This is a genomic window from Tistlia sp., assembly GCF_040905785.1.
Classification (GTDB): Bacteria; Pseudomonadota; Alphaproteobacteria; order Kiloniellales; family DSM-21159; genus Tistlia.
Genome location: NZ_JBBDQW010000065.1, coordinates 1,602 through 20,477, shown reverse-complemented (window position 1 = coordinate 20,477; position 18,876 = coordinate 1,602). Strand labels below are relative to the sequence as shown.

The window sequence follows — 18,876 nt, the reverse complement described above, 5'->3', positions numbered from 1 at the left end:
CTCCCCGGGTCGTTTCGCGGGGCGGCCGGCTAAAGGATAGGTCGTAGGATCCGCCCCGGCCAGCGGCGAGGGGCGCGCGATCAGAAATCCATGCCGACCCGCAGCCAGAAGCGATAGGGGTTGTCGCCCTCGGGCTCCTGGCCCTTCGCCAGCTCGCCGCCGATCTGGCGACCGGCGGAGACGTGCAGGAAGCCCTGGCCGTGCCAGTCCTGGCGTAGCGACAGCCCGACCGAGCGATGCTCGACGAGGTTGCCGTCGGCGGTCGGCGTCTGGCGCAGCCGGAGCGCGCCCTGGTCGTAGAACATGGCGAGCTGCAGCGCGCCGCCGAAGACCGGCGCGGGCACTGCGTAGCGGAGGTCGCCGTTGATGCGGAAGCCTTCGTCGCCGAAGGCTTCGCCGACCGCGAAGCCGCGCTCCGGCGGCAGGCCGCCGATCGAGAACTGCTGGGAGCCGTCGAGATTCTTGCTGGCGCCCTGGGCCATCAGCGATCCGAACAGCGACCAGGGGCCGCCGATGGTCTGCAGCCGGGCGAGGCTGGCCCGGAACCGGGCGAAGCTGCCGGCGGTGCGGGCGCCCTCGGCGTCGCTGCGGGCATAGGGCAGGTAGCCGTCGAGATCGGTGTGGCCGAGGGTCGCGGAGAGGCTGGCGGCCGTCGTCCCGCCGCCGAGCAGGCTGTCGCGCAGCCGGCCGCGCGCGCCGACCTGGGCGCTGTCTATGCGCCGGTCGGCCGTGGTCGTGCCCTGGGCCTGGTCGAGCTGCTCGAGGTGGCGGAGCCGGGTGCGCAGCGACAGGTCGAAGTTTCCGCCCTGGAGCAGCGGCCGCTCGGCGACGATTTCCAGCAGCGTCGCCTGACCATCGGCGCGTCGGCCGTCGAGGTCGTCGACGCGCTCCTCGTCGAGATAGCTTTCGGCGCCGGCGAGCGTCGAGCCGGCGAGGTCGAGCGGCGCATCGAAACGGCCGGAGAAGAAGGGGGCGCCGGCGCCGTCGGTGACGCCGCGCGCCTGCAGATGGCCGCCGCGTCCGGCCGGATTGGACATCTGGAAGGTGGCGCCGACCTGCCAGCCGCCCTCAGGCAAGCGCGCGAAGAGGTCGCTCTCCGGCCTGAAGCCGAGCACCGACCCTTCCTCGAGCTCGACGACCAGGCGATCTGCGGCCGGCGTCTCGGCGTTGAGGAGGGTGGCGCGGGTGCGGCTGCTCGGCAGGCTCCGGTAGAAGGCGAAGGCGGGCGCCGGCGCGGGTCGACTGACGGCCGGGGCCGGTCCCGCAGCCGGGGCCCAGGCAGCCGAGGGCGTCGGCGCCGGCAGCGCCAAGGTCATGTCGCCCCTCACCGCCTCGGCCAGCATGGCCCGGTCCAGGGTGCCGTCCTCGACGACCAGCCGGACGACGCCCTGCTCGATGCGCTGCGGTGGCAGCGATACCCGCGTCGCCCGGTAGCCGTACTCGCGGTAGTGCCCCAGCACCGCCTCGACCGCCTGGCGTAGCTCCTCGAGAGTGACGTCGCGTCCGGCGAAGGGGGCGAGAACCTCGCTCAGCACCGCATCGGTGAAGCGGACGTTGCCCTCGATCGCGAAGGCGGCGACGCGGATCTGCTGGGCTCCCGCGGGTGCCGGTCCTTCGGCCCCCTCGCGATACCCCCCCTCGCGATACCCCAACCCCGACAGCGCTCCCTGGGCGAGATTCTCCACGAGGGAACGCGGGCGCTCGCGGCCCGGCTTCGGCGGCTCCGCCCAGGCACTGGTCGGCAGGGCGAGCAGCAACAGGCAGGCGAGCGACCGTAGGCTCGCGCGCAGGTACCTCACAGAAGCCAAGACCCCATCCCCGTCCGTCCCGCAAGCCTGAATCAAGCTCTCTTGCAGGGCAACGGAAGCCTGCCCTGCAGGAGCCTTTATCCGGCCACGATGGTTAACGGAGGGTTTTCTTTGGGGACGGGCGGGGCGATTCGCCTACCGAAAGCTACTTTGCCGGCAAGAGCCTGTCGCGCTGGGGCACGTTGGCGAAGCGGCGGTAGACGAAGTCCCGCCGGTCGGCGCCCGAGTCGGCCTCGGCGATCGCGACCAGCGACTCGTGGAAGGGCGACAGCGCGCAGGCCGGGTCGACGGCGCCCGCGGCGCCGGTGATCGCGAATGCCTGGCAGCGGCAGCCGCCCCAGTCGATCTCGCGGCGCTCGCAGCTGCGGCAGGGCTCCGGCATCCAGTCGGTACCGCGGAAGGCGCGGAAGGCCTCGGAGTTGCGCCAGATGTCGGCGAGGCTGCGCTCGGTCACGGAATCGAAGGCGAGGCCGGTGATCGATTCGGCGGCGTGGCAGGGCAGCACCTTGCCGGCCGGCGAGACGTTGAGGAACTGCCGGCCCCAGCCGCCCATGCAGGACTTCGGCCGCTTGGCGTAGTAGTCGGGCACCACGTAGTCGATGACCAGCCGCCCCTTCAGGCGTTCGCGCGCCGCCTCGACCGTGGCGGTCGCCTGCTCCAGCTGCGCGCGCGTCGGCATCAGGGCGGCGCGGTTTCGGAAGGCCCAGCCGTAGTACTGGACGTGGGCGATCTCGGCGCGCTGGGCGTCGAGCTCGACCGCGAGGTCGAGCAACGCGGGCAGGTGGTCGAGGTTCTGCCGGTGGACCACGAGATTGAGCGTCAGCGGCAGGCCGGCCGTACGCACCCAGCCTGCGAAGTGACGCTTCTTCGCCTGCGCGCCGGGATGGCCGCCGATCCGCTCTCCGCCCGCCGCCTCGCTGTCCTGGAACGACAGCTGCACGTGGTCGAGCCCGGCCTCGGCGAGGCGCTGCAGGCCGGCCTCGTCGAGCAGCACCCCGGCGGTGATCAGGTTGCTGTAGAGGCCGACCTCTGCGGCCCTGGCGACGAGCTGCTCCAGGTCCTTGCGCACCGTCGGCTCGCCGCCGGAGAAGTGGATCTGCAGGGCGCCGAGCTCGGCCGCCTCCTCGATGACGCGCAGCCAGCCGGCGGTGTCGAGCTCTCGGCTGGCCTGCTCGAGTTCGAGCGGGTTCGAGCAATAGGGACACTGCAGCGGGCAGCGGTGCGTCAGCTCCGCGAGCAGGGCCATCGGGAAGCCCACCGCCTTGTCGATCTGCTGGCTCATGCCGTCATGACCGCCTTGTCTGTCAGGTCCTGGAGCATCTCGGTCACGTCGCCCAGGACCACCGCGCGCGGCGCCTGGAAGGTCGTGGCCAGATCGTCGACGATGGCGCCGACCGTCGCCTTGCCGTTGCAGCGCCGGATCACCTCCAGGGCAACGGGGTCGGGCACGAACACCCGCTCGGGCGCCTGGACCATCCACTGCTCCCGGGCCTTGTCGAAGCGCAGCTTCACGCCGCGGGGCAACCTCGGCACCGACTCTTCCGATATGGTGACCCGCTCGGCCATGGTCAGCCCCCCGCCCTCTCCGGGCCCGCTACCATTGGCCCCCCTACCATTCCTGCGGCCCCTCTGGCAGGAAGGCGCCGGGCGGCGGCGTCGCGGGCTCGACATAGGCGTGGTGCAGCGCGTCGAGCTGGGCCCAGAGCACGTCGGTCTTGAAGCGCACCGCCGCCAGCACCTGCTCCTGCTGGTCCCGGGTGCGCGCCTCGCGCGTGACGTAGGCCAGGCCGAACTTGACGTCCTCTGGCGCCTCGGTCAGGCGGCGCTTGAAGTAGGCGATCGTCCGCTCGTTGGCGAAGGGGTAGTGCTCGAGCAGGCCGGCGATCCGTTCCTCGTGGATCTTCGGCGCGAACAGCTCGGTCAGGGAGGAGGCGACCGCCTCCAGCAGGCTCTTGTCGCGCACGAAGTGGACGTAGGCGTCGACGGCGAAGCGGGTCGCCGGCAGCAGGCCTTCGGTCGAGACCACGTAGTCCCGCTCCAGCCCGACCGCCTCGGCCAGCACCAGCCAGCGCTCGATGCCGCCCTCGTTGGCCGGCCGGTCGCCCTGGGCCGCGCTTCCGTCATGCTCCTCGATGCGCTTGCGCCACTCGCGGCGCAGCGCCGCGTCCTCGCAGCGCGACAGCAGGGTGGCGTCCTTGATCGGGATTCGGCTCTGGTAGTAGTAGCGGTTCAGCACCCAGGCCTGGACCTGCCCGCGGTTCAGCTGACCGCCGTGCAGCAGGCGGTGGAAGGGATGCAGGCTGTGGTAGCGCTCGCGGCCGATCTGCCGCAGCCGGGCCTCGAGCTCGGCCGGGCTCAGCAGGGGCTGCTCCGACTCGCGCCGGTCGGGACTTGCGCTCAAAGCTCTATCTCCATGCCGTCGCGCGCGATCTCCCAGCCGGCGGCCTCGACCTCGGCGCGTTCCGGGGAATCGAGCAGCAGGACCGGGTTGGTGTTGTTGATGTGAATGAAGACCCGGCGCGCGATCGCGACCTCGGCGAGTCCGGCGATGCTGCCGTCCGGCCCCGCCATCGACAGGTGGCCCATGCGCCGCCCCGTCTTCACCCCGGCGCCCTGGGCCTGCATCTCGTCGTCGCGCCACAGCGTGCCATCGAACAGCAGCAGCGCGGCCCCCTGCAGGCGGCCCTTGAGGTCGTCCGGCAGCGCCGCGCAGCCCGGCAGGTAGAAGAGCGCTCGGCCGTCGTCGCCATCGGCCGCAGCGACCCGCAGGCCGATCGTGTCCTCCGACACCGTGCCGAAGTCGGCGCCCGCGGCTGCGTCCTCCTTATAGAGCGCGACCTTGCCCGGCACCGCGAAGGCCTCGACCGTCAGGCCGAGCGGCTCGCCGTCGCGGGTCAGCGGTTCGAACGGCCGGTCGAGGGCAAGCGGCCGCCGCTCGACGAAGTCGGGATTCAGCACGTTGAAGATCGAGTTCTCGGCGAGCACGGCCAGCACGCGCGGCGTGGCGTAGAGCGAGAAGGCCTGGCTTTCGCGCAGCGTCAGCAGGCCGGCGACGTGATCGACGTCGGCGTTGGTCAGCACGACACTGGCGATCGGCGTGTGTCGAACGCCTTCGGCAGGATGCAGCGGCGGATTGTCGTTGATCTGCTGGCGGATGTCCGGAGACGCGTTGAAAACCACCCACCGCCGGCCGTCGCGGCTGACGGCGATTGAGGACTGGCTGCAGGCCGGCGCGACGGGATCGCCGTCACGGGCGCGTCGAGACGCCGGGCTGTTGCTGTTCCATTGCGGAAAGCCGCCACCAGCCGCCGCCCCGAGCACCAGGACGCGTAGCACGTTGTCACGACTCCGACTGGCCAAGCGGGGCGGCGTCTTGCCGCGGCCGACTCAGGGTAGGGGACAACATCGACCGCAACAGACGCGACAGGCTTCCCGCGGTTGCGGGGGCGGTCCTCGTCACGTACGCCTCGACCGCGAGCCCCCGCTTCCGGTCAAGCCGGAAACGGGGTGCTCGTCGTTCGCCGGTAGCCGCCGGCCTAGAGCTCGGCGCAGGCGTAGCAGTTGATCTCCATACCGACGGAAATCTCGACGATCTTGGGCTTGGTCCAGAGCATTGCGCGTTCCTCCCGCTCGTCAGTGGTGTCCGTGTAACTGAGGATTGTATGACTCCGTTCCCACCGGGACAAGAGTTATCGAGGGCGAATCGCATCCGCCGGACCGGGCAGGCGGGCGGGGAGGGCCTTGGCGCCCTCCTGCGCCGGCGGCTCGTCGCGGCAGAAGCGTCCGAGAGGGACGCGCGGCGCTCGGGCGCGGGCCAGCCCGCCGGCACCCCCGGCCCCCGGTTGGGCGATCAGCCAGCGTCGCTCGACTTCGAAGGCCTCGTGCTCGCGCTTCAGCCAGGTGCGGCAGCTGCGCGGCCCGGCGAGGGCGCCGTTCTCCTGCTGCAGAAAGTGCACCAGCTCGTGCAGCAGGATCGCGCGAGCCTGCAGGTCCTCGAGGGGGTCCAGGCGCTCGTCGAGGTAAATCGTGTGGCCGGGCGGAAACCAGCCGTAGACGGCGCAGGGGCCAGCGCAGGCGCGCAGCGCGAGCTCGCCCTGCGGCAGGAAGGCAATGGCGGGCGGCGCGGCCGGCGCCGTATAGCCCGTCAGGCTCTGGGCCGACAGCAGCAGCGCGGCGACCAATGCCTGTATCGCTCCGGCGTCCATTGATCCCGTCCCGGTCATGGCGTAGGTATCGAGATACTATGCCGCCTGGAGAGTGCGCCAAGCACTTCCAGGCGCAGCCGCTCAGGGAGGCCGAGCCATTGAGCGCAAGACGCAGCGTCCTGCTGGTGGGGCTTGCCCTGGCCGCCGCCGTCCTCAGCGCGGCTTCCGGGGCGTTGCGGCCCGCCGCCGCCCAGGACGGCCTGCGCAACGACTTCCCGACCGTCGCCCGCGCCGACTACGTCTTCGCCTGCATGGCGGCGAACGGCGAGAGCCGGGAGATGCTCCAGCGCTGCTCCTGCAGCGTCGACGTGATCGCCTCGATCCTGCCCTACGACGTCTATGTCGAAGCCGAGACGGTGCTCAGCATGCGCCATCTCGGCGGCGAGAAGACCGCGATGTTCCGCGACACGGTGATCGCCAAGGATCTCGTCGACCGGCTCCGCGGCGCCCAGGCCGAAGCCGAGATCCGATGCTTCTGAAGGCGGCTACGACCCGGCGTCCGGCTCGACGGGCCAGGCGCCCTCGAAGGTCATGTCCTCGGAATCGCGCACCGTGACGGCGACCTGCCTGGCGCCGTCGGGGCGGTAGTAGAAGTGAATCGAGGGATCCTCGCTCAGCGAGATCGCGCCCTCCACCGTCAGCAGCGTCCGGTCCCCGTAGGAGACCTCGATGTCCTCGACGTAGTGCGGCGGCACGAAGTGGCGCGTCAGCTGATCCATCTGCAGGCCCGAGTAGTTCGGGTGGCCGATCAGCAGCTGCAGCCGCCGCAGCCCTTCGGCCTGCCGGTCCCCCTCCTGGCCGGGCAGCTGCTTCAGCTGCAGGCGGCCGAGCCGTGCCAGCGCGGCCTCTGCGTCCTTCAGGGCCGGCGCCGAGCAGCCGCCCGAGGCCTTGACGAAGCTGGAGGCCATGTGGAGCCGGCCGTCGCTGGTCTCCGCGATCGCGCGGACGTGGGTGTAGGTGTCGACGCGCACGCGGGTCGCCAGGGTCGCTCGGCCGAGTCCGGGGGTGAGGTGGAAGACCGCGGCGACGGGCACGGGATTCTCGTCGATCACGAGGGTGACGGTGCGGATGTAGTGCTCCGGCGTCTGCGCGATGCCGGCGACGATGGTGACCGGCACGATGGCGGCGTCCTGGGCGCGGTAGGGCGCTTCCAGAGCGATCACGCCGGGCGTTTCCGAGATCGGCCGGTCGCCGAACAGCAGCGGGCGTAGCTCCGACCAGGCGTCGCCGGCCGCGACCGGTGCGGTGAGCAGGAGCAGAAGTGTCGGCACGAGGCCGGCGAGGGTGCGCAGCATGACCAAGTCTCCCGCACGAAGGCCCTTCGGGGCTGGCAGGGACCCTTTCTGGGGCTGTCAGAACGCGATAATACCATGAAGCGCAGAGCGGCGACACAAGGACAACCGCTCGCCGCCGGCCTACTCCCACTCCAGCTCGGTGAAGGCGGTCACCACGTTGCGCGCGTTGGTCGCCTCGAACAGCAGCCAGGCGCCCGCCTGGTCCCGTCCCGCGGTGGCCAGTGCCTGCTCGATCGTGCCGCCGGCGGCGAGGATTCCGCGCAGCGCGTCGCGCAGCCCGCGCAGGTAGGCCTCCTGGGCGTCGAGCGCCTGCGGCCAGAGCGCGGCCGGTGGGCCGTGGCCGGGGACCACGCGCTCGGCCGGCAGGTCGCGCAGCCGGGCCATAACCTCGAGCCAGCCGTTCAGGCTGCCGTCGATGACCGGCGCCCGTTCCATGAACAGGAGGTCGCCGGTCCAGAGCGTCCCGCCGGCCGGGTCGTGGACCGTCAGGTCGGCGTCGGTGTGGGCGGGCGGCCAGGCGGTCAGGACGAGCCTCCGGCCGCCGAGCTCGAGCGTCAGGCTGTCCGCGACGGTGACGTCGGGCGGGATCGCTGTGCTGCCCTCGGCCGCCGCGCCCAGGGTCTCGCGCAGGCGCTCGAGATAGAAGGCGCCGCGCGCCGCCAGGGCACGCGGCAGGTTGGCGTGGCCGACGAAGCGTGCGCCTTCCGCACGGAAGGCGGCGTTGCCGAGCAGGTGGTCGGGATGGACGTGGGTGTTGACGACCCAGCGCACCGGCCGGTCGGTGACCTGGCGGATCGCGGCCAGCAGCGCCGCACCCACCGCGGCACTGCCGCCGCTGTCGATCACCGCGACCGCCTCCTCGCCGACGACGAAGCCGATGTTGGCGATGTCGCCGGCGTTGCCCGGTGCGGCCTCCTCGTGGCGGCCCTGGTGGACGTAGGTTCCCGGTGCGATCTCAACGACCGGCAGCGGCGCCGGATCGGCGCGCGTGGCGCCCGCCGCGAGCGGCCCGGCGAGCAGCGCCAGCATCAGCGCCGGCGCCGCGTGCGCGCGCCAGCGACCGCGCGGGCGGCGAGCGAAGATTGGCCGGACCCCCTCGGGGCTCCGCTTCGAACTTTTGCAGTGCAAGACGATCTCCAATAATCAGCGGGCGGCAATTCGCTTGTCGAATGCGGGGCTTGGCGCCACCGTCGGTTATCGGCTCAGCGGAAGATTTTGCAATGCAACAAGATCGTCGCAGATCCGCGCAAGGATGTTGCGACGATGAATCATTACTCACAAGCTTATTGCGGTATGCCATTTTAGCGGGTAGCATTCTACCCGATCCGAGCGCGCCTCCGGCCCGCCCCGGAGGTGGCGTGAATACCTGCTGAGAGGGACGTGAATCCTTGGAGCCATTGGGAAGCGTGCCTTCAGTGCGCGCTTGTCGGTCAGGCAGAAAGACTCTTCGCCGCACGGACGATCAAGGATCGCCCGGCCCGGACGATGAAAAGAAAATGAAAGGGAGGGTACGATGAAAGGTGTTCTTGGTGGCATCTTCGCCGCGGCGACGCTGGCCGGCTTGGCCGTCGGCGCGTCGGCGAACGATGAGTTGCTGCAGATGCAGCAGAACCCCAAAGAGTGGGTCATGCCGACCGGCAACTATGCCAACTGGCGCTACAGCGAACTGGACCAGATCAACAAAGGCAACGTCGGCGACCTGCAGGTCGCCTGGACCTTCTCGACCGGCGTGCTGCGCGGCCACGAGGGCGGGCCGCTGATCATCGACGGCCTGATGTACGTCCACACGCCGTTCCCCAACACGGTCTACGCGCTCGACCTGAACGACGAGCAGAAGATCGTCTGGAAGTACGAGCCCAAGCAGGACCCCGACGTCATTCCGGTGATGTGCTGCGACACCGTGAACCGCGGCGTGGCCTACGGCGACGGCAAGATCATCCTGCACCAGGCCGACACCACGGTGGTGGCGCTCGACGCCAAGACCGGCGAGGTCGCCTGGAGCGTCGTCAACGGCGATCCCAAGATCGGCGAGACCGGCACCAACGCCCCGATCGTCATCAAGGACAAGGTGCTGATCGGCATTTCCGGCGGCGAGTTCGGCGTGCGCGGCAGCCTCACGGCCTACGACCTCGCGAGCGGCGAGCGCGTCTGGCGCGCCTACTCCATGGGCCCGGACTCCGACATCCTGATGGATCCCGAGAAGACCACCCACCTGGGCGAGCCGGTCGGCAAGGATTCCGGCCTGAACACCTGGGAAGGCGACCAGTGGAAGATCGGTGGCGGCACGACCTGGGGCTGGTTCTCCTACGACCCGGACCTCGACCTGGTCTACTACGGCACCGGCAACCCCAGCACCTGGAACCCGGCGCAGCGGCCCGGCGACAATCGCTGGTCGATGACCATCATGGCCCGTGATCCCGACGACGGCATGGCGAAGTGGGTCTACCAGATGACCCCGCATGACGAGTGGGACTATGACGGCGTCAACGAGATGATGCTGGTCGACATCGAGATCGACGGCGAGATGCGCAAGGTTCTGGTGCATCCCGACCGCAACGGCTTCACCTACACCATGGACCGCGAGACCGGCGAGCTGCTGGTCGCCGAGAAGTTCGACCCGGTCGTCAACTGGGCGACCCATATCGACATGGAAACCGGCCGTCCGCAGGTCGTCGACCAGTACTCGACCCAGCACAACGGCGAGGACGTCAACACGACCGGCGTCTGCCCGGCAGCCCTCGGGACCAAGGACCAGCAGCCCTCGGCCTTCTCGCCGAAGACCAACCTGTTCTACATCCCGACGAACCACGTCTGCATGGACTACGAGCCGTTCCGCGTCGCCTACACCGCCGGCCAGCCCTACGTCGGCGCGACGCTGTCCATGTATCCGCCGGAGGGCGCGGAGCACATGGGCAACTTCATCGCCTGGGACGCCGCCAAGGGCGAGATCGTCTGGTCGCTGCCCGAGCGCTTCTCGGTCTGGAGCGGCGCGCTGGCGACGGCGGGCGACGTCGTCTTCTACGGCACCCTGGAGGGCTACCTGAAGGCAGTCGACTCGACCACCGGCGAGGAGCTCTACAAGTTCAAGACTCCCTCCGGCATCATCGGCAACGTCACGACCTACGAGCACGACGGCAAGCAGTACATCGCCGTGCTCTCGGGCGTCGGCGGCTGGGCGGGCATCGGCCTTGCGGCCGGCCTGACCGATCCGACCGCCGGCCTCGGCGCGGTGGGCGGCTATGCCGCGCTGTCGGAGTACACGGCGCTCGGCGGCCAGCTGACCGTCTTCGCCGTGCCGAACTGACGCGAGGCTCCCGCGATCTGGCCCGGCCTCGGAACCTTCGGGTTCCGAGGCCGGGCCTTTCGTGTCGCAGCCCCCGGAGCCGGCAGATCACGAAGAGCCGGCAGACCACGAAGAGCCGGCAGACCACGAAGACCCGACGGGCCATGAAGAGCCGGCAGGCCACGAGCGGCCGAGGCGGTGCGGCGGACCGGGCGACGGGCCCGGCGGAGCGCCCCGCCTCCAGTCCCCCGACCTCCAAGGAGCGGAGAGCCATTGTCATGATTCAAGGTGTGTTTCGCAGAGTCCCAGGCCGCGGGGGCGTCGCCCTTCTCTCGGCCGCCGTCGCGCTTTCCGTGCTCTGCCTGGGCGCCGGCCAGCCGCGGGCGCAGGACGAGGACAAGCCCTACGAGGTTCAGGAGGACGGCACCGTCGACTGGTACACCTTCAGCGGCTTCCGCCGCTACCACGCCGAGTGCCACGTCTGCCACGGGCCCGACGGGCTGGGCAGCAGCTTCGCGCCGGCGCTGACGGAAAGCCTGGAGAGGATGGACTACGACCAGTTCCTCGACATCGTCGTCAACGGCCGCCAGAACGTCGGCACCGCGAGCGACAACGTGATGCCGGCCTTCGGCATGAACCGCAACGTCATGTGCTTCATCGACGACCTCTACGCCTACCTGAAGGCCCGCTCCGACGGCGCCGTGCCGCGCGGCCGTCCCAAGCACGAGGCGAAGCCGGAGGAGGCGCGCGAGCGTGACGACGCCTGCATGGGGTGACGCCATGAACCGCTTTCCGAGAAGGGCCGCGCGCGGCGCCGGCGCGCTGCGCTGCCTGCTGATCGGGCTGCTGCTCGGGCTGCTGCCGGGTTCGGGTGCGATGGCGCAGTCGACCTCGGAGGCCGTCGACCAGAGCGCGCTCAGGGTCTGCGCCGATCCCGGCAACCTGCCCTTCTCAGACCGCTCCGGAGCCGGCTTCGAGAACCGCATCGCCGAGCTGCTCGCCGAGGCGCTCGGCGTGCCGCTGCGCTACACTTGGTTCCCGCAGGCCACCGGCTTCGTGCGCAACACCCTGGCGGCGCGGCGCTGCGATCTGGTCACCGGCGTCTCGCTTGGCTTCGAGCTGCTGCAGAACACCAACCCCTACTACCGCTCGGCCTACGTCCTGGTGCAGCGCCGCGACGGCGGGCCGGGCGCCGCGAGCCTCGACGACCCGGCGCTCCGCGACCGCACGATCGGCGTCGTCGCCGGCACGCCCCCGGCCTCGCTGCTGGTCGGGCGCGGGCTGATCGGCAAGGCCCGGCCCTATCCGCTGATGGTCGATGCCCGCTTCGAGCGGCCCGGCGAGAAGATGATCCACGACATCGCGACCGGCGAGATCGACGCCGGCCTGCTGTGGGGCCCGATCGCCGGCTACTACGCCAGCAAGAGCGAGGTGCCGCTGACCCTGCTGCCACTGACCGCCGGACCCGAGGAGCCGGCCATGGCCTACTACATCACCATGGGCGTGCGCTTCGGCGAGCCCGAGTGGAAGCAGCAGGTCAACCGGCTGCTCGACGAGAAGCAGGCAGAGATCCAGGCGATTTTGCAGGACTACGGCGTGCCCCTGCTCGACCGCCAGGGCAAGCCGATCGAGCCGTGAAGGTCCCGCGCGCGCCTCGCGGCCGGGCCGCCGGAGCAGGCGGTCTGCTGTTGCTCGCGCTGTTTCTCGCCCCGCCGGGCGCCGCGGATCCGGCCGTTGCCGAGCCCGCCGGCTACCGGCTGGAGGGCTACCGGGCGCCGGTGCCGGACAACCTCGCCGGGGCGACGGTCGTCGACACCGCCGGCGCGGCGGCGCTGCTCGATGGCGGTGCGGCGCTGCCGGTGGACGTCCTGCCGCGCCCGCCGAAGCCGGAGGGCCTGCGTGCCGGCACCATCTGGCGCCAGCCGCCGCGCGACAACATTCCCGGCAGCCTGTGGCTGCCGAACACCGGCTACGGCGCCCTGTCGGAGTCCATGGCGCGCTATTTCCGCGAGGCGCTGGCGCGGGGCACCGGCGGCGAACGCGACCGCGGCCTGCTGTTCTACTGCCTGAGCGACTGCTGGATGTCCTGGAACGCCGCCAAGCGCGCCCTCGCCCTCGGCTACCGCCGGGTCTTCTGGTATCCCGACGGCACCGACGGCTGGTCCGCCGCCGGCCTGCCGCTGGAGCGCAGCGAGCCGGTGCCGCCGCCGGAGTGAGTCCACCGAGAGCCGGCGCGGCCGCCGACCGGGGCCGCTACGCCAGCCCGCCGGCGATGGTGCGGGCCAGCAGGAACAGGCGCTGCTCCAGGTCGATCGGCTGCTGGCAGAGGTACTTCAGCGACTGCTCGCGCTCCTGGTAGATGCGGATGTCCCAGGCCTGCTGCTGGGCCAGTTCCTCGCGCCTCGCCCCGGCCTCGGCGGGCAGGCCGTCCAGGCGGCTGCCGGTCGCCTCGATGCGCTCGGCGAGCTCGCGCTGCCTGCGGGTGTAGCGCTCGATGCCGGCCATGATCGCGCCGCGCTCACGGTTGACGGTCTGCAGCAGGCCGGCGAAGAGGCGGGTCAGGCGGGCGTTGCGCTCGCCGTCCAGCGTCTGGGTGAAGGCCTCGGCCTTCTCCTGGGCGGTCTCCAGCGGCAGGCTGCGCGCGGCCAGTTCGCCGACCAGGCGCTCGACCTCCTCGTCCTCGCGCCACTCCGAAAGCGCCTGGTCGATGGGCGGTCCGGCCCAGACCACGGCCGCCGAGATCTCCGGCACCTTGCGCTGGATGCAGGGCCAGTCGGCGTCCTGCGGGTCGGCGCCCGGCGCCGCGGCGGGCGCCAGCAGCAGCCATAGGGCGACGGCGCCGGCGAGCCCCGGGACGAGTCTGAAGTCGGTCATCGGCATCTCCTGTTGCTCAGCCGGCCGGGCCGCCCCGCCGGGCGGTCATGCCCCGGGCCGGATCGTATCCGTAGACCGCCAGGGCCATGAAGAGGGCGGCACAGCCGAGCACCACGGCGAGCGCCGTCGGCTCGACCCGCCCGTAGAGCCCGAAGCGGATCAGCTCGACGGCGTGGGTGAAGGGGTTGAGCTGGCAGAGGTGATAGAGCAGCGGGCTGGTCTCGCGGATCCGCCACAGCGGATAGAGCGCCGAGGAGGCGAAAAACAGCGGGAAGATCACGAAGTTCATGATGCCCGCGAAGTTCTCGAGCTGCCGGATGAAGGACGAGAGCAGCAGGCCCAGGGCGCCCAGCATGAGCCCTGAGAGCAGGAGCGCCGGCAGGACGGTCAGGTAGCCCCACAGCGGCGGCCGCACGTCCCACAGCCAGGCGATCGCCAGGAAGGCGGCGACCTGCAGGATCGAGACGGCGACTCCGGCGAGCAGCTTGCAGGTCAGCAGGTACCAGCGCGGCAGCGGGCTGAGCAGCAGCGTCCGCATCGAGCCCATCTCGCGGTCGTAGACCATCGAAAGCGAGGACTGCATGCCGTTGAACAGCTGGATCATACCGACCAGCCCGGGGACGATGTAGACCTCGTAGAGCACGTAGGTGTCGTAGGGCGGCATGATCGAGACGCCGAGCACGGCGCGGAAGCCGGCGGCGAAGATGAACAACCAGACCAGCGGGCGCACCAGGGCGGCGACGAAGCGCTCGCGCTGGTGCAGGAAGCGCAGGGCCTCGCGCCCGACGATGCCCTTGAGGCAACGCAGGTAGTGCGCAGCACTCAGGGCGCCCGGAGCCGGCCGCCCGGTCATCCGGCGGCCGCCGCCGCGGGGGCGCCGCGGGTCAGCGCCGAGAAGAGCGCGCCGATGTCGGCCTGGCCGGACTCGGCCAGCAGAGCGGTCAGCTCGCCGTCGGCCAGGACCCGGCCCTGGTGCAGGATCACCACGCGGTTGCCCGGCACCACCTCGTCGACCAGGTGCGTCGCCCAGAGCAGCGCCAGGCTCTCCTCGGCGACCAGCCGGCGCAGGTGCTCCAGGATCGCCCGGCGGCTGTCGATGTCGAGCCCGACCGTGGCCTCGTCGCAGAGCAGCAGGCGCGGCCGGTGGAGCAGCGCCCTGGCGATCTCGACCCGGCGCAGCTGACCGCCCGACAGCTCGCGGGCCTTGTCGTCGGCGCGCTCGGCGAGGCCGATGCGCGCCAGCTCCGCGCCCAGGCGCTGGCGCGCCAGGCGTTTCGGCAGGCCGTGCAGGGCGGCGTGGTAGAGCAGATTCTGGGCCACGCTCAGGTCGAGGTCGAGGGTGCGCTGCTGGAACACCGCGCCGATCCGGCTCAGGGCCTCGGAGGGATGGCGGCGCAGCTCGCGGCCGAACACGCGGATCGAGCCGCCTTGGTTGGCATAGAGCCGCGTCACCAGCGAGAACAGCGTGGTCTTTCCGGCACCGTTCTGGCCGAGCAGGACCGTGAACTGGCCCGGCCGCAGGGTCAGCGAGACCGAGTCGAGCGCCAAGCGCCGTCCGAAGCGGTGGCTCAGCGCCTCGACCTGCAGCGCCGGCTCGGAGGCGTCGCCGCCCGCAGGCACCGATGGCGCCGTCGCCTCCCTCATCCCCGAGCCCGGCCCTTGCCCCGCCTCACTCGCGCACGGCCACGCCCCAGGGCAGCGCGCCGACGGTCACGGATTTGGTTACCCGCCGCGCCTCGACGTCGATCACCGAGATGTCGTTCGACACGCCGTTGGTCGAGTAGATGAAGCGCTCGTCCGGGCTGAAGGCCAGCTGCCAGACCCGCTGCCCGACCAGCAGGTAGTCCAGGACCTCGAAGGTCCGGGCGTCGATCACCGCGACCCGGTTGGAGGGGCCGAGTGCCACGAAGGCGACGGTCTGGTCGCTCTTCACGCGCACGCCGACCGGCTGCAGCGCCTCCGGCCGGATGCCGGCGACCTCGAAGGTGATCTTGTGGAGGATCTCCTTGCTCTCGGCGTCGATGATCGAGACCGTCCCGCCGATCTCGGCCGAGACCCAGACCTGGCTGCCGTCCTTAGTGAACTCGGCGAAGCGCGGCCGCTGGTCGACCAGCACGTTGTGGGTGATCTCGTAGGTCTCGGTGTCGATGAAGTGCGCCATCGAGGTCGTCTCAGAGGTGTTGACCAGGACCTTGCCGTCGGGGCTGATGCCCATGCCTTCCGGCTCGACGCCGACCGGCACCTCGGCGATCACCTGGCCGCTCTCGACGTCGACCACCGTGACCAGGTTGTCGTCCTCGTTGGCGACGTAGAGCGGGTTGCCTGACGGCGCCAGCACAAAGAGCTCCGGGTCCGGCCCGCTCGGCAGGGTGCGCACGACCTCCAGTGTCTCCAGGTCGAGCACCTCGACGTGGTTGTCGTCGCTGGTGCAGATGTAGAGCTTGCTCTGGTCGTGGCTGAGGGTGATGCCGCGCGGCCGCTGGCCGACCGGCACGGTCGCCGTCACCTCCAGGGTGTCGCCGTCGATGACGGTGATGGAGTTGCCCTTTTCGTTGGAGACGTAGATCGTCGTGGCGCCCGCCGAGGCCGCCGCCAGGGCTAGGCCGAGACCCAGTCCCACGCCCAAGCCGCCGGCCAGAAGTGCTTGCCGCATGGTCCCTTCCTCCCTTCCTCGTGGGGGCATTGGCCGCCCCGTCTTTTCGGTGCCGGCGACGCCGGCTGCCCGTCAGTTCAGCCGGCAGTCCGACTCCGGCTCGTCGTAGCCCAAGCTGTCGAGCGGCGTGCGCTCGTGCAGGTAGCCCTCCTGCGGCGAGACCGAGGCCAGCATGCGCGCCGAGGCCAGCAGCATCGGCTGGCGCAGCTGCTGGTTCCAAGGCCGGAAGGTCAGGCCCTCGCCCTTGAAGGCGCCGAGCCGGAAGGCGTCGCTCAGCAGGTAGCCCTTGACGCTCTCCGCTTCCGCGCCGCTGCCGCGGGTCACGGCCTCGCCGATCGCGCGCACGGCGACCCAGGCGGCGTAGTCGCGCTCGACCATGCCGCGGCCGGCGGCGTTCTCGAAGCGGGTCTGCATCTGGGTGCCGCCCCACTGCTCCTGGCTGCGATGCCAGGCGGTCGGCACCAGCCCCTGGGTGCCGACGACCGGCCGCGGGTCCCAGGTGCGGTAGGGCAGGTACTCGCCGAAGAGGTCGCTCTCGTCGGCGACGACCAGCACGTCGTAGTCGGGGACCTCCTGGGTCAGGGCCGTCATCTGGCGCTGGATCTGGACGTGGCCGGTGTCGGTGCGCCGGGCCATGGGGTCGTAGTCGTAGGGCCGCGTCTCGACGATCCTGGCGCCGAAACGACCGGCGGCGCGGCGCAAGGCCTCCGCGAAGGCGCGGTCGTCGGGCTGCTGGCCCTCGACCAGGAACCAGCGGCTCCAGCGCCTGGCCATCAGGAACTGCGCCAGGGCATCCGCCTTCATCGCCCGGCTCGGGATGACGTGCAACAGGTTCGGACGGCAGTCGGCGATGCGCAGCCCGTCGTCCTCGGCGCGGACGTTGAAGATCAGCGCCTGCTCGGCGCCGGCCAAGTCGGCCACGGCGAGCAGCGGCTCGGCGCCCACGTCGGCGACGAAGTAGCGACGGCCCTCGGCGAGGAGGCGTGCGACCTCGGCGGTCAGGGCCTGCCAGTCCTCGGCGACGACCTCGGTCAGGCTGTAGCTCTGGTTGAGGAAGCGGCCGGTGGTGTTGTTGTCGTCGATGCCGACCTTGGCACCTGCCACGCCCTCGTCGTGCAGGGTCGGCTCGACCAGCGACAGCGGCGGACGCGGCTGCTCCGCCAGGGTCAGGTAGACGATCGGCACCTCGAGCGCGTCGGCAGCTGTCGCCGGCGCGACCGCGCCGGCGACGAGCAGGACGGCCAGGAACCAGCGCAACAGCACCCCGCCCAGGCGGGCAGGGTGGGGCGCGCCCGTCGCGCCTGGCCTCGCCGGGGCCATTGCGCAGAAAGCGAGTTTCATGGCCGCCTCTTGTCACCTTCCCGTGCATCCTGCCAAGGCAGGCCGCCGCGGACAAGGCCGTTCGTACGCCAGTAGCACGCCCGCCCCGGCCGGTGCCGCCCTAGCGGCCGATGGTCGGCAGCGCGTCGGCGCAGGCCGCCTCGCAGGAGCGGCAGGCTTCGGCGCAGATCCGGCAGTGCTCGTGCATGCCGGCGTGGCGCTCGCACTCCTCGGCGCAGGTCCGGCAGGCGCTTCGGCAAACCTCGAGCAGCTCGCGCAGCAGCGCCTCGTTGGAGCCGGTGCGGCGCGAGGCCGCCTCGCCGGTGGCCGTGCAGATCGTGGCGCAGTCCAGGTCGCTGCGGATGCACTGGCGCAGGTCGGCCACGCTCTCTTCCGCCAGGCAGGCGTCGGCGCAACTCGTGCAGGCCTGGGCGCAGCGGTAGGCGCTGACGATGACCGCGACCAGCTGGGGGTTCATGTCGCCGCCCACGTCCGGGTGGCTCTCGATCATCTCCTTGACCAGCATCGCTGCTCTCCTTCTTGCGTTCGGGCTGACCTGCGGAACGGGAGCGGGGACCGTCGGTTCCCCCCGGCCGACGCGCTGTGGCGACGCCCGGCAGAGCCCTTGCCGCCCTCTGCGCTTGTACCTACCGTGCCGCTGCGGTCGCCTGCCGCCGGGCGGCGCGCCCACCCCGGATACAATGGAGGTCAAAGCCATGAGCAAGCGACTCGCCGGCCGCGCGGCCCTGGTCACCGGCGGCGCCGGAGGCATCGGTGCGGCAACCTGCGAGGTGTTCTGCGAGCAGGGCGCGCGCGTCGCCATCGTCGACCTGGCGGCCGAGGCTCTCGAGGCGACGGCCGAGGCCATCCGCAGTCGCTTGCCCGAGGCCGAGATCCTGCCGATCGCCGCCGACGTCTCCAGCGAGCCCGAGGCGATCCGCGCCGTGGCCGAGGCGACCGGGGCCTTCGGCGCCCTCGACGTGCTGGTCAACGTCGCCGGCATCCGCGCCTACGAGCGCATCGCCGAGGCCAAGGCCGAGACCTGGCAACGCGTACTCGAGGTCAACCTGCTGAGCTATGCCTACGTCGCCAAGGCGGCGCTGCCGGCGCTGCGGCAGTCCGGCAAGGCCAGCATCGTCAACATCTCCTCGACCTACGGCGTATCGGGACGAGCCGGCATGGGCCAGTACGATGCGACCAAGGCCGCGATCATCGCGCTCAGCCGGACCCTGGCCTTCGAGGAGGTCGAGCACGGCGTGCGGGTCAATTCCCTCTGCCCCGGCTACACCATGACGCCCTTTCATATCCGGCGCGGCGAGGAGCGCGGCCTGAGCCGCGAACAGACGATGTCGGAGGAGGTGAGCGACTGCCTGATGCGGCGCTGGGCCGACGCGCGGGAGATCGCCCTGCCGATCCTTTGGCTGGCCTCTGACGAGGC

Annotated in this window: 21 protein-coding genes; 6 read left to right on the top strand and 15 right to left on the bottom strand. The window is 71.0% G+C overall.

Features of this window, described 5'->3' with window-relative positions; all coding sequences use genetic code 11:
* Positions 1-80 precede the first annotated feature (80 nt).
* From WD341_RS14510 to WD341_RS14480, 7 genes are all read right to left on the bottom strand, one after another.
* Positions 81-1,799 carry a POTRA domain-containing protein gene (locus WD341_RS14510; RefSeq protein ID WP_368426251.1) on the bottom strand — a complete coding sequence of 573 codons (1,719 nt, stop codon included), beginning with the start codon at positions 1,797-1,799 and terminating at the stop codon, positions 81-83.
* Between the two features lie 154 nt (positions 1,800-1,953).
* Positions 1,954-3,090, bottom strand: a complete 1,137-nt coding sequence (pqqE, locus tag WD341_RS14505) for a pyrroloquinoline quinone biosynthesis protein PqqE (protein ID WP_368426187.1) — start codon at positions 3,088-3,090, stop codon at positions 1,954-1,956.
* Positions 3,087-3,341, bottom strand: coding sequence for a pyrroloquinoline quinone biosynthesis peptide chaperone PqqD (gene pqqD, locus WD341_RS14500; RefSeq protein WP_368426186.1), 255 nt, complete (start codon positions 3,339-3,341; stop codon positions 3,087-3,089). The genes pqqE and pqqD overlap by 4 nt, the downstream gene beginning before the upstream one ends.
* A gap of 76 nt (positions 3,342-3,417) precedes the next feature.
* Positions 3,418-4,209, bottom strand: a complete 792-nt coding sequence (pqqC, locus tag WD341_RS14495; RefSeq protein ID WP_368426185.1) for a pyrroloquinoline-quinone synthase PqqC — start codon at positions 4,207-4,209, stop codon at positions 3,418-3,420.
* Entirely contained in the window at positions 4,206-5,144 is a 939-nt protein-coding gene (gene pqqB, locus WD341_RS14490; RefSeq protein WP_368426184.1) for a pyrroloquinoline quinone biosynthesis protein PqqB, read from the bottom strand. Before pqqB ends, pqqC begins: the two co-directional genes overlap by 4 nt.
* Positions 5,145-5,344: 200 nt before the next feature.
* Positions 5,345-5,422 carry a pyrroloquinoline quinone precursor peptide PqqA gene (gene pqqA, locus WD341_RS14485; protein ID WP_368426250.1) on the bottom strand — a complete coding sequence of 26 codons (78 nt, stop codon included), beginning with the start codon at positions 5,420-5,422 and terminating at the stop codon, positions 5,345-5,347.
* Positions 5,423-5,497: 75 nt separating this feature from the next.
* Positions 5,498-5,989: a hypothetical protein gene (locus tag WD341_RS14480; RefSeq protein ID WP_368426183.1), complete on the bottom strand. Its 492-nt coding sequence runs from the start codon at positions 5,987-5,989 to the stop codon at positions 5,498-5,500.
* Positions 5,990-6,111: 122 nt separating this feature from the next.
* Between WD341_RS14480 and WD341_RS14475 the strand changes: the two genes are divergently transcribed.
* Positions 6,112-6,492 carry a hypothetical protein gene (locus WD341_RS14475; protein WP_368426182.1) on the top strand — a complete coding sequence of 127 codons (381 nt, stop codon included), beginning with the start codon at positions 6,112-6,114 and terminating at the stop codon, positions 6,490-6,492.
* 6 nt (positions 6,493-6,498) lie between these two features.
* Here WD341_RS14475 and WD341_RS14470 read toward each other — a convergent pair whose 3' ends face one another.
* Together WD341_RS14470 and WD341_RS14465 are read right to left on the bottom strand one after the other, a co-directional pair.
* Positions 6,499-7,308, bottom strand: a complete 810-nt coding sequence (locus WD341_RS14470) for a quinoprotein dehydrogenase-associated SoxYZ-like carrier (protein ID WP_368426181.1) — start codon at positions 7,306-7,308, stop codon at positions 6,499-6,501.
* Positions 7,309-7,428: 120 nt separating this feature from the next.
* Positions 7,429-8,337, bottom strand: a complete 909-nt coding sequence (locus WD341_RS14465) for a quinoprotein relay system zinc metallohydrolase 2 (protein ID WP_368426180.1) — start codon at positions 8,335-8,337, stop codon at positions 7,429-7,431.
* Between the two features lie 484 nt (positions 8,338-8,821).
* Here WD341_RS14465 and xoxF5 point away from each other — a divergent pair, with 484 nt between their 5' ends.
* The 4 genes from xoxF5 to WD341_RS14445 all read left to right on the top strand — a co-directional run bounded on the left by xoxF5 (position 8,822) and on the right by WD341_RS14445 (position 12,807).
* Complete coding sequence (gene xoxF5, locus WD341_RS14460; RefSeq protein WP_368426179.1) at positions 8,822-10,612, top strand: lanthanide-dependent methanol dehydrogenase XoxF5; 1,791 nt, start codon at positions 8,822-8,824, stop codon at positions 10,610-10,612.
* Between the two features lie 269 nt (positions 10,613-10,881).
* A complete protein-coding gene (locus tag WD341_RS14455) occupies positions 10,882-11,367 on the top strand; it encodes a c-type cytochrome, methanol metabolism-related (RefSeq protein WP_368426178.1) in 486 nt (161 codons plus the stop codon).
* Positions 11,345-12,229 (top strand): substrate-binding domain-containing protein, encoded by an 885-nt coding sequence (locus WD341_RS14450; RefSeq protein ID WP_368426177.1) that lies wholly within the window; start codon positions 11,345-11,347, stop codon positions 12,227-12,229. The genes WD341_RS14455 and WD341_RS14450 overlap by 23 nt, the downstream gene beginning before the upstream one ends.
* Positions 12,230-12,279: 50 nt before the next feature.
* Positions 12,280-12,807, top strand: a complete 528-nt coding sequence (locus WD341_RS14445; protein ID WP_368426176.1) for a PQQ-dependent catabolism-associated CXXCW motif protein — start codon at positions 12,280-12,282, stop codon at positions 12,805-12,807.
* 37 nt (positions 12,808-12,844) lie between these two features.
* On the opposite strand, the gene WD341_RS14440 is transcribed toward WD341_RS14445, so the two are convergent.
* The 6 genes from WD341_RS14440 to WD341_RS14415 form a co-directional block, all read right to left on the bottom strand.
* Entirely contained in the window at positions 12,845-13,465 is a 621-nt protein-coding gene (locus tag WD341_RS14440; RefSeq protein ID WP_368426175.1) for a hypothetical protein, read from the bottom strand.
* Positions 13,466-13,481: 16 nt separating this feature from the next.
* Positions 13,482-14,318 carry an ABC transporter permease gene (locus WD341_RS14435; RefSeq protein ID WP_368426174.1) on the bottom strand — a complete coding sequence of 279 codons (837 nt, stop codon included), beginning with the start codon at positions 14,316-14,318 and terminating at the stop codon, positions 13,482-13,484.
* The gene (locus WD341_RS14430) at positions 14,315-15,085 is read right to left on the bottom strand and encodes an ABC transporter ATP-binding protein (protein WP_368426173.1); all 771 of its coding nucleotides are present in this window, start codon (positions 15,083-15,085) and stop codon (positions 14,315-14,317) included. The genes WD341_RS14435 and WD341_RS14430 overlap by 4 nt, the downstream gene beginning before the upstream one ends.
* Before the next feature lie 49 nt (positions 15,086-15,134).
* Positions 15,135-16,118 (bottom strand): YVTN family beta-propeller repeat protein, encoded by a 984-nt coding sequence (locus WD341_RS14425; protein ID WP_368426172.1) that lies wholly within the window; start codon positions 16,116-16,118, stop codon positions 15,135-15,137.
* Positions 16,119-16,190: 72 nt separating this feature from the next.
* Positions 16,191-17,459 (bottom strand): ABC transporter substrate-binding protein, encoded by a 1,269-nt coding sequence (locus WD341_RS14420; RefSeq protein ID WP_368426171.1) that lies wholly within the window; start codon positions 17,457-17,459, stop codon positions 16,191-16,193.
* Between the two features lie 100 nt (positions 17,460-17,559).
* Positions 17,560-17,964, bottom strand: a complete 405-nt coding sequence (locus WD341_RS14415; RefSeq protein ID WP_368426170.1) for a four-helix bundle copper-binding protein — start codon at positions 17,962-17,964, stop codon at positions 17,560-17,562.
* Positions 17,965-18,154: 190 nt separating this feature from the next.
* On the opposite strand from WD341_RS14415, the gene WD341_RS14410 reads away from it, so the two are divergent.
* A partial coding sequence (locus WD341_RS14410; RefSeq protein ID WP_368426169.1) for an SDR family NAD(P)-dependent oxidoreductase occupies positions 18,155-18,876 on the top strand: 722 nt, incomplete at its 3' end.

What these genes read in the sequence shown, in the direction of transcription:
- pqqE (WP_368426187.1), bottom strand. Translation starts at nt 3,090, where the DNA reads ATGAGCCAGCAGATCGACAAGGCGGTGGGCTTCCCGATGGCCCTGCTC.
- pqqA (WP_368426250.1), bottom strand. Translation starts at nt 5,422, where the DNA reads ATGCTCTGGACCAAGCCCAAGATCGTCGAGATTTCCGTCGGTATGGAG.
- WD341_RS14470 (WP_368426181.1), bottom strand. Translation starts at nt 7,308, where the DNA reads ATGCTGCGCACCCTCGCCGGCCTCGTGCCGACACTTCTGCTCCTGCTC.
- WD341_RS14465 (WP_368426180.1), bottom strand. Translation starts at nt 8,337, where the DNA reads ATGCTGGCGCTGCTCGCCGGGCCGCTCGCGGCGGGCGCCACGCGCGCC.
- xoxF5 (WP_368426179.1), top strand. Translation starts at nt 8,822, where the DNA reads ATGAAAGGTGTTCTTGGTGGCATCTTCGCCGCGGCGACGCTGGCCGGC.
- WD341_RS14440 (WP_368426175.1), bottom strand. Translation starts at nt 13,465, where the DNA reads ATGACCGACTTCAGACTCGTCCCGGGGCTCGCCGGCGCCGTCGCCCTA.
- WD341_RS14435 (WP_368426174.1), bottom strand. Translation starts at nt 14,318, where the DNA reads ATGACCGGGCGGCCGGCTCCGGGCGCCCTGAGTGCTGCGCACTACCTG.
- WD341_RS14425 (WP_368426172.1), bottom strand. Translation starts at nt 16,118, where the DNA reads ATGCGGCAAGCACTTCTGGCCGGCGGCTTGGGCGTGGGACTGGGTCTC.
- WD341_RS14420 (WP_368426171.1), bottom strand. Translation starts at nt 17,459, where the DNA reads ATGAAACTCGCTTTCTGCGCAATGGCCCCGGCGAGGCCAGGCGCGACG.
- WD341_RS14415 (WP_368426170.1), bottom strand. Translation starts at nt 17,964, where the DNA reads ATGCTGGTCAAGGAGATGATCGAGAGCCACCCGGACGTGGGCGGCGAC.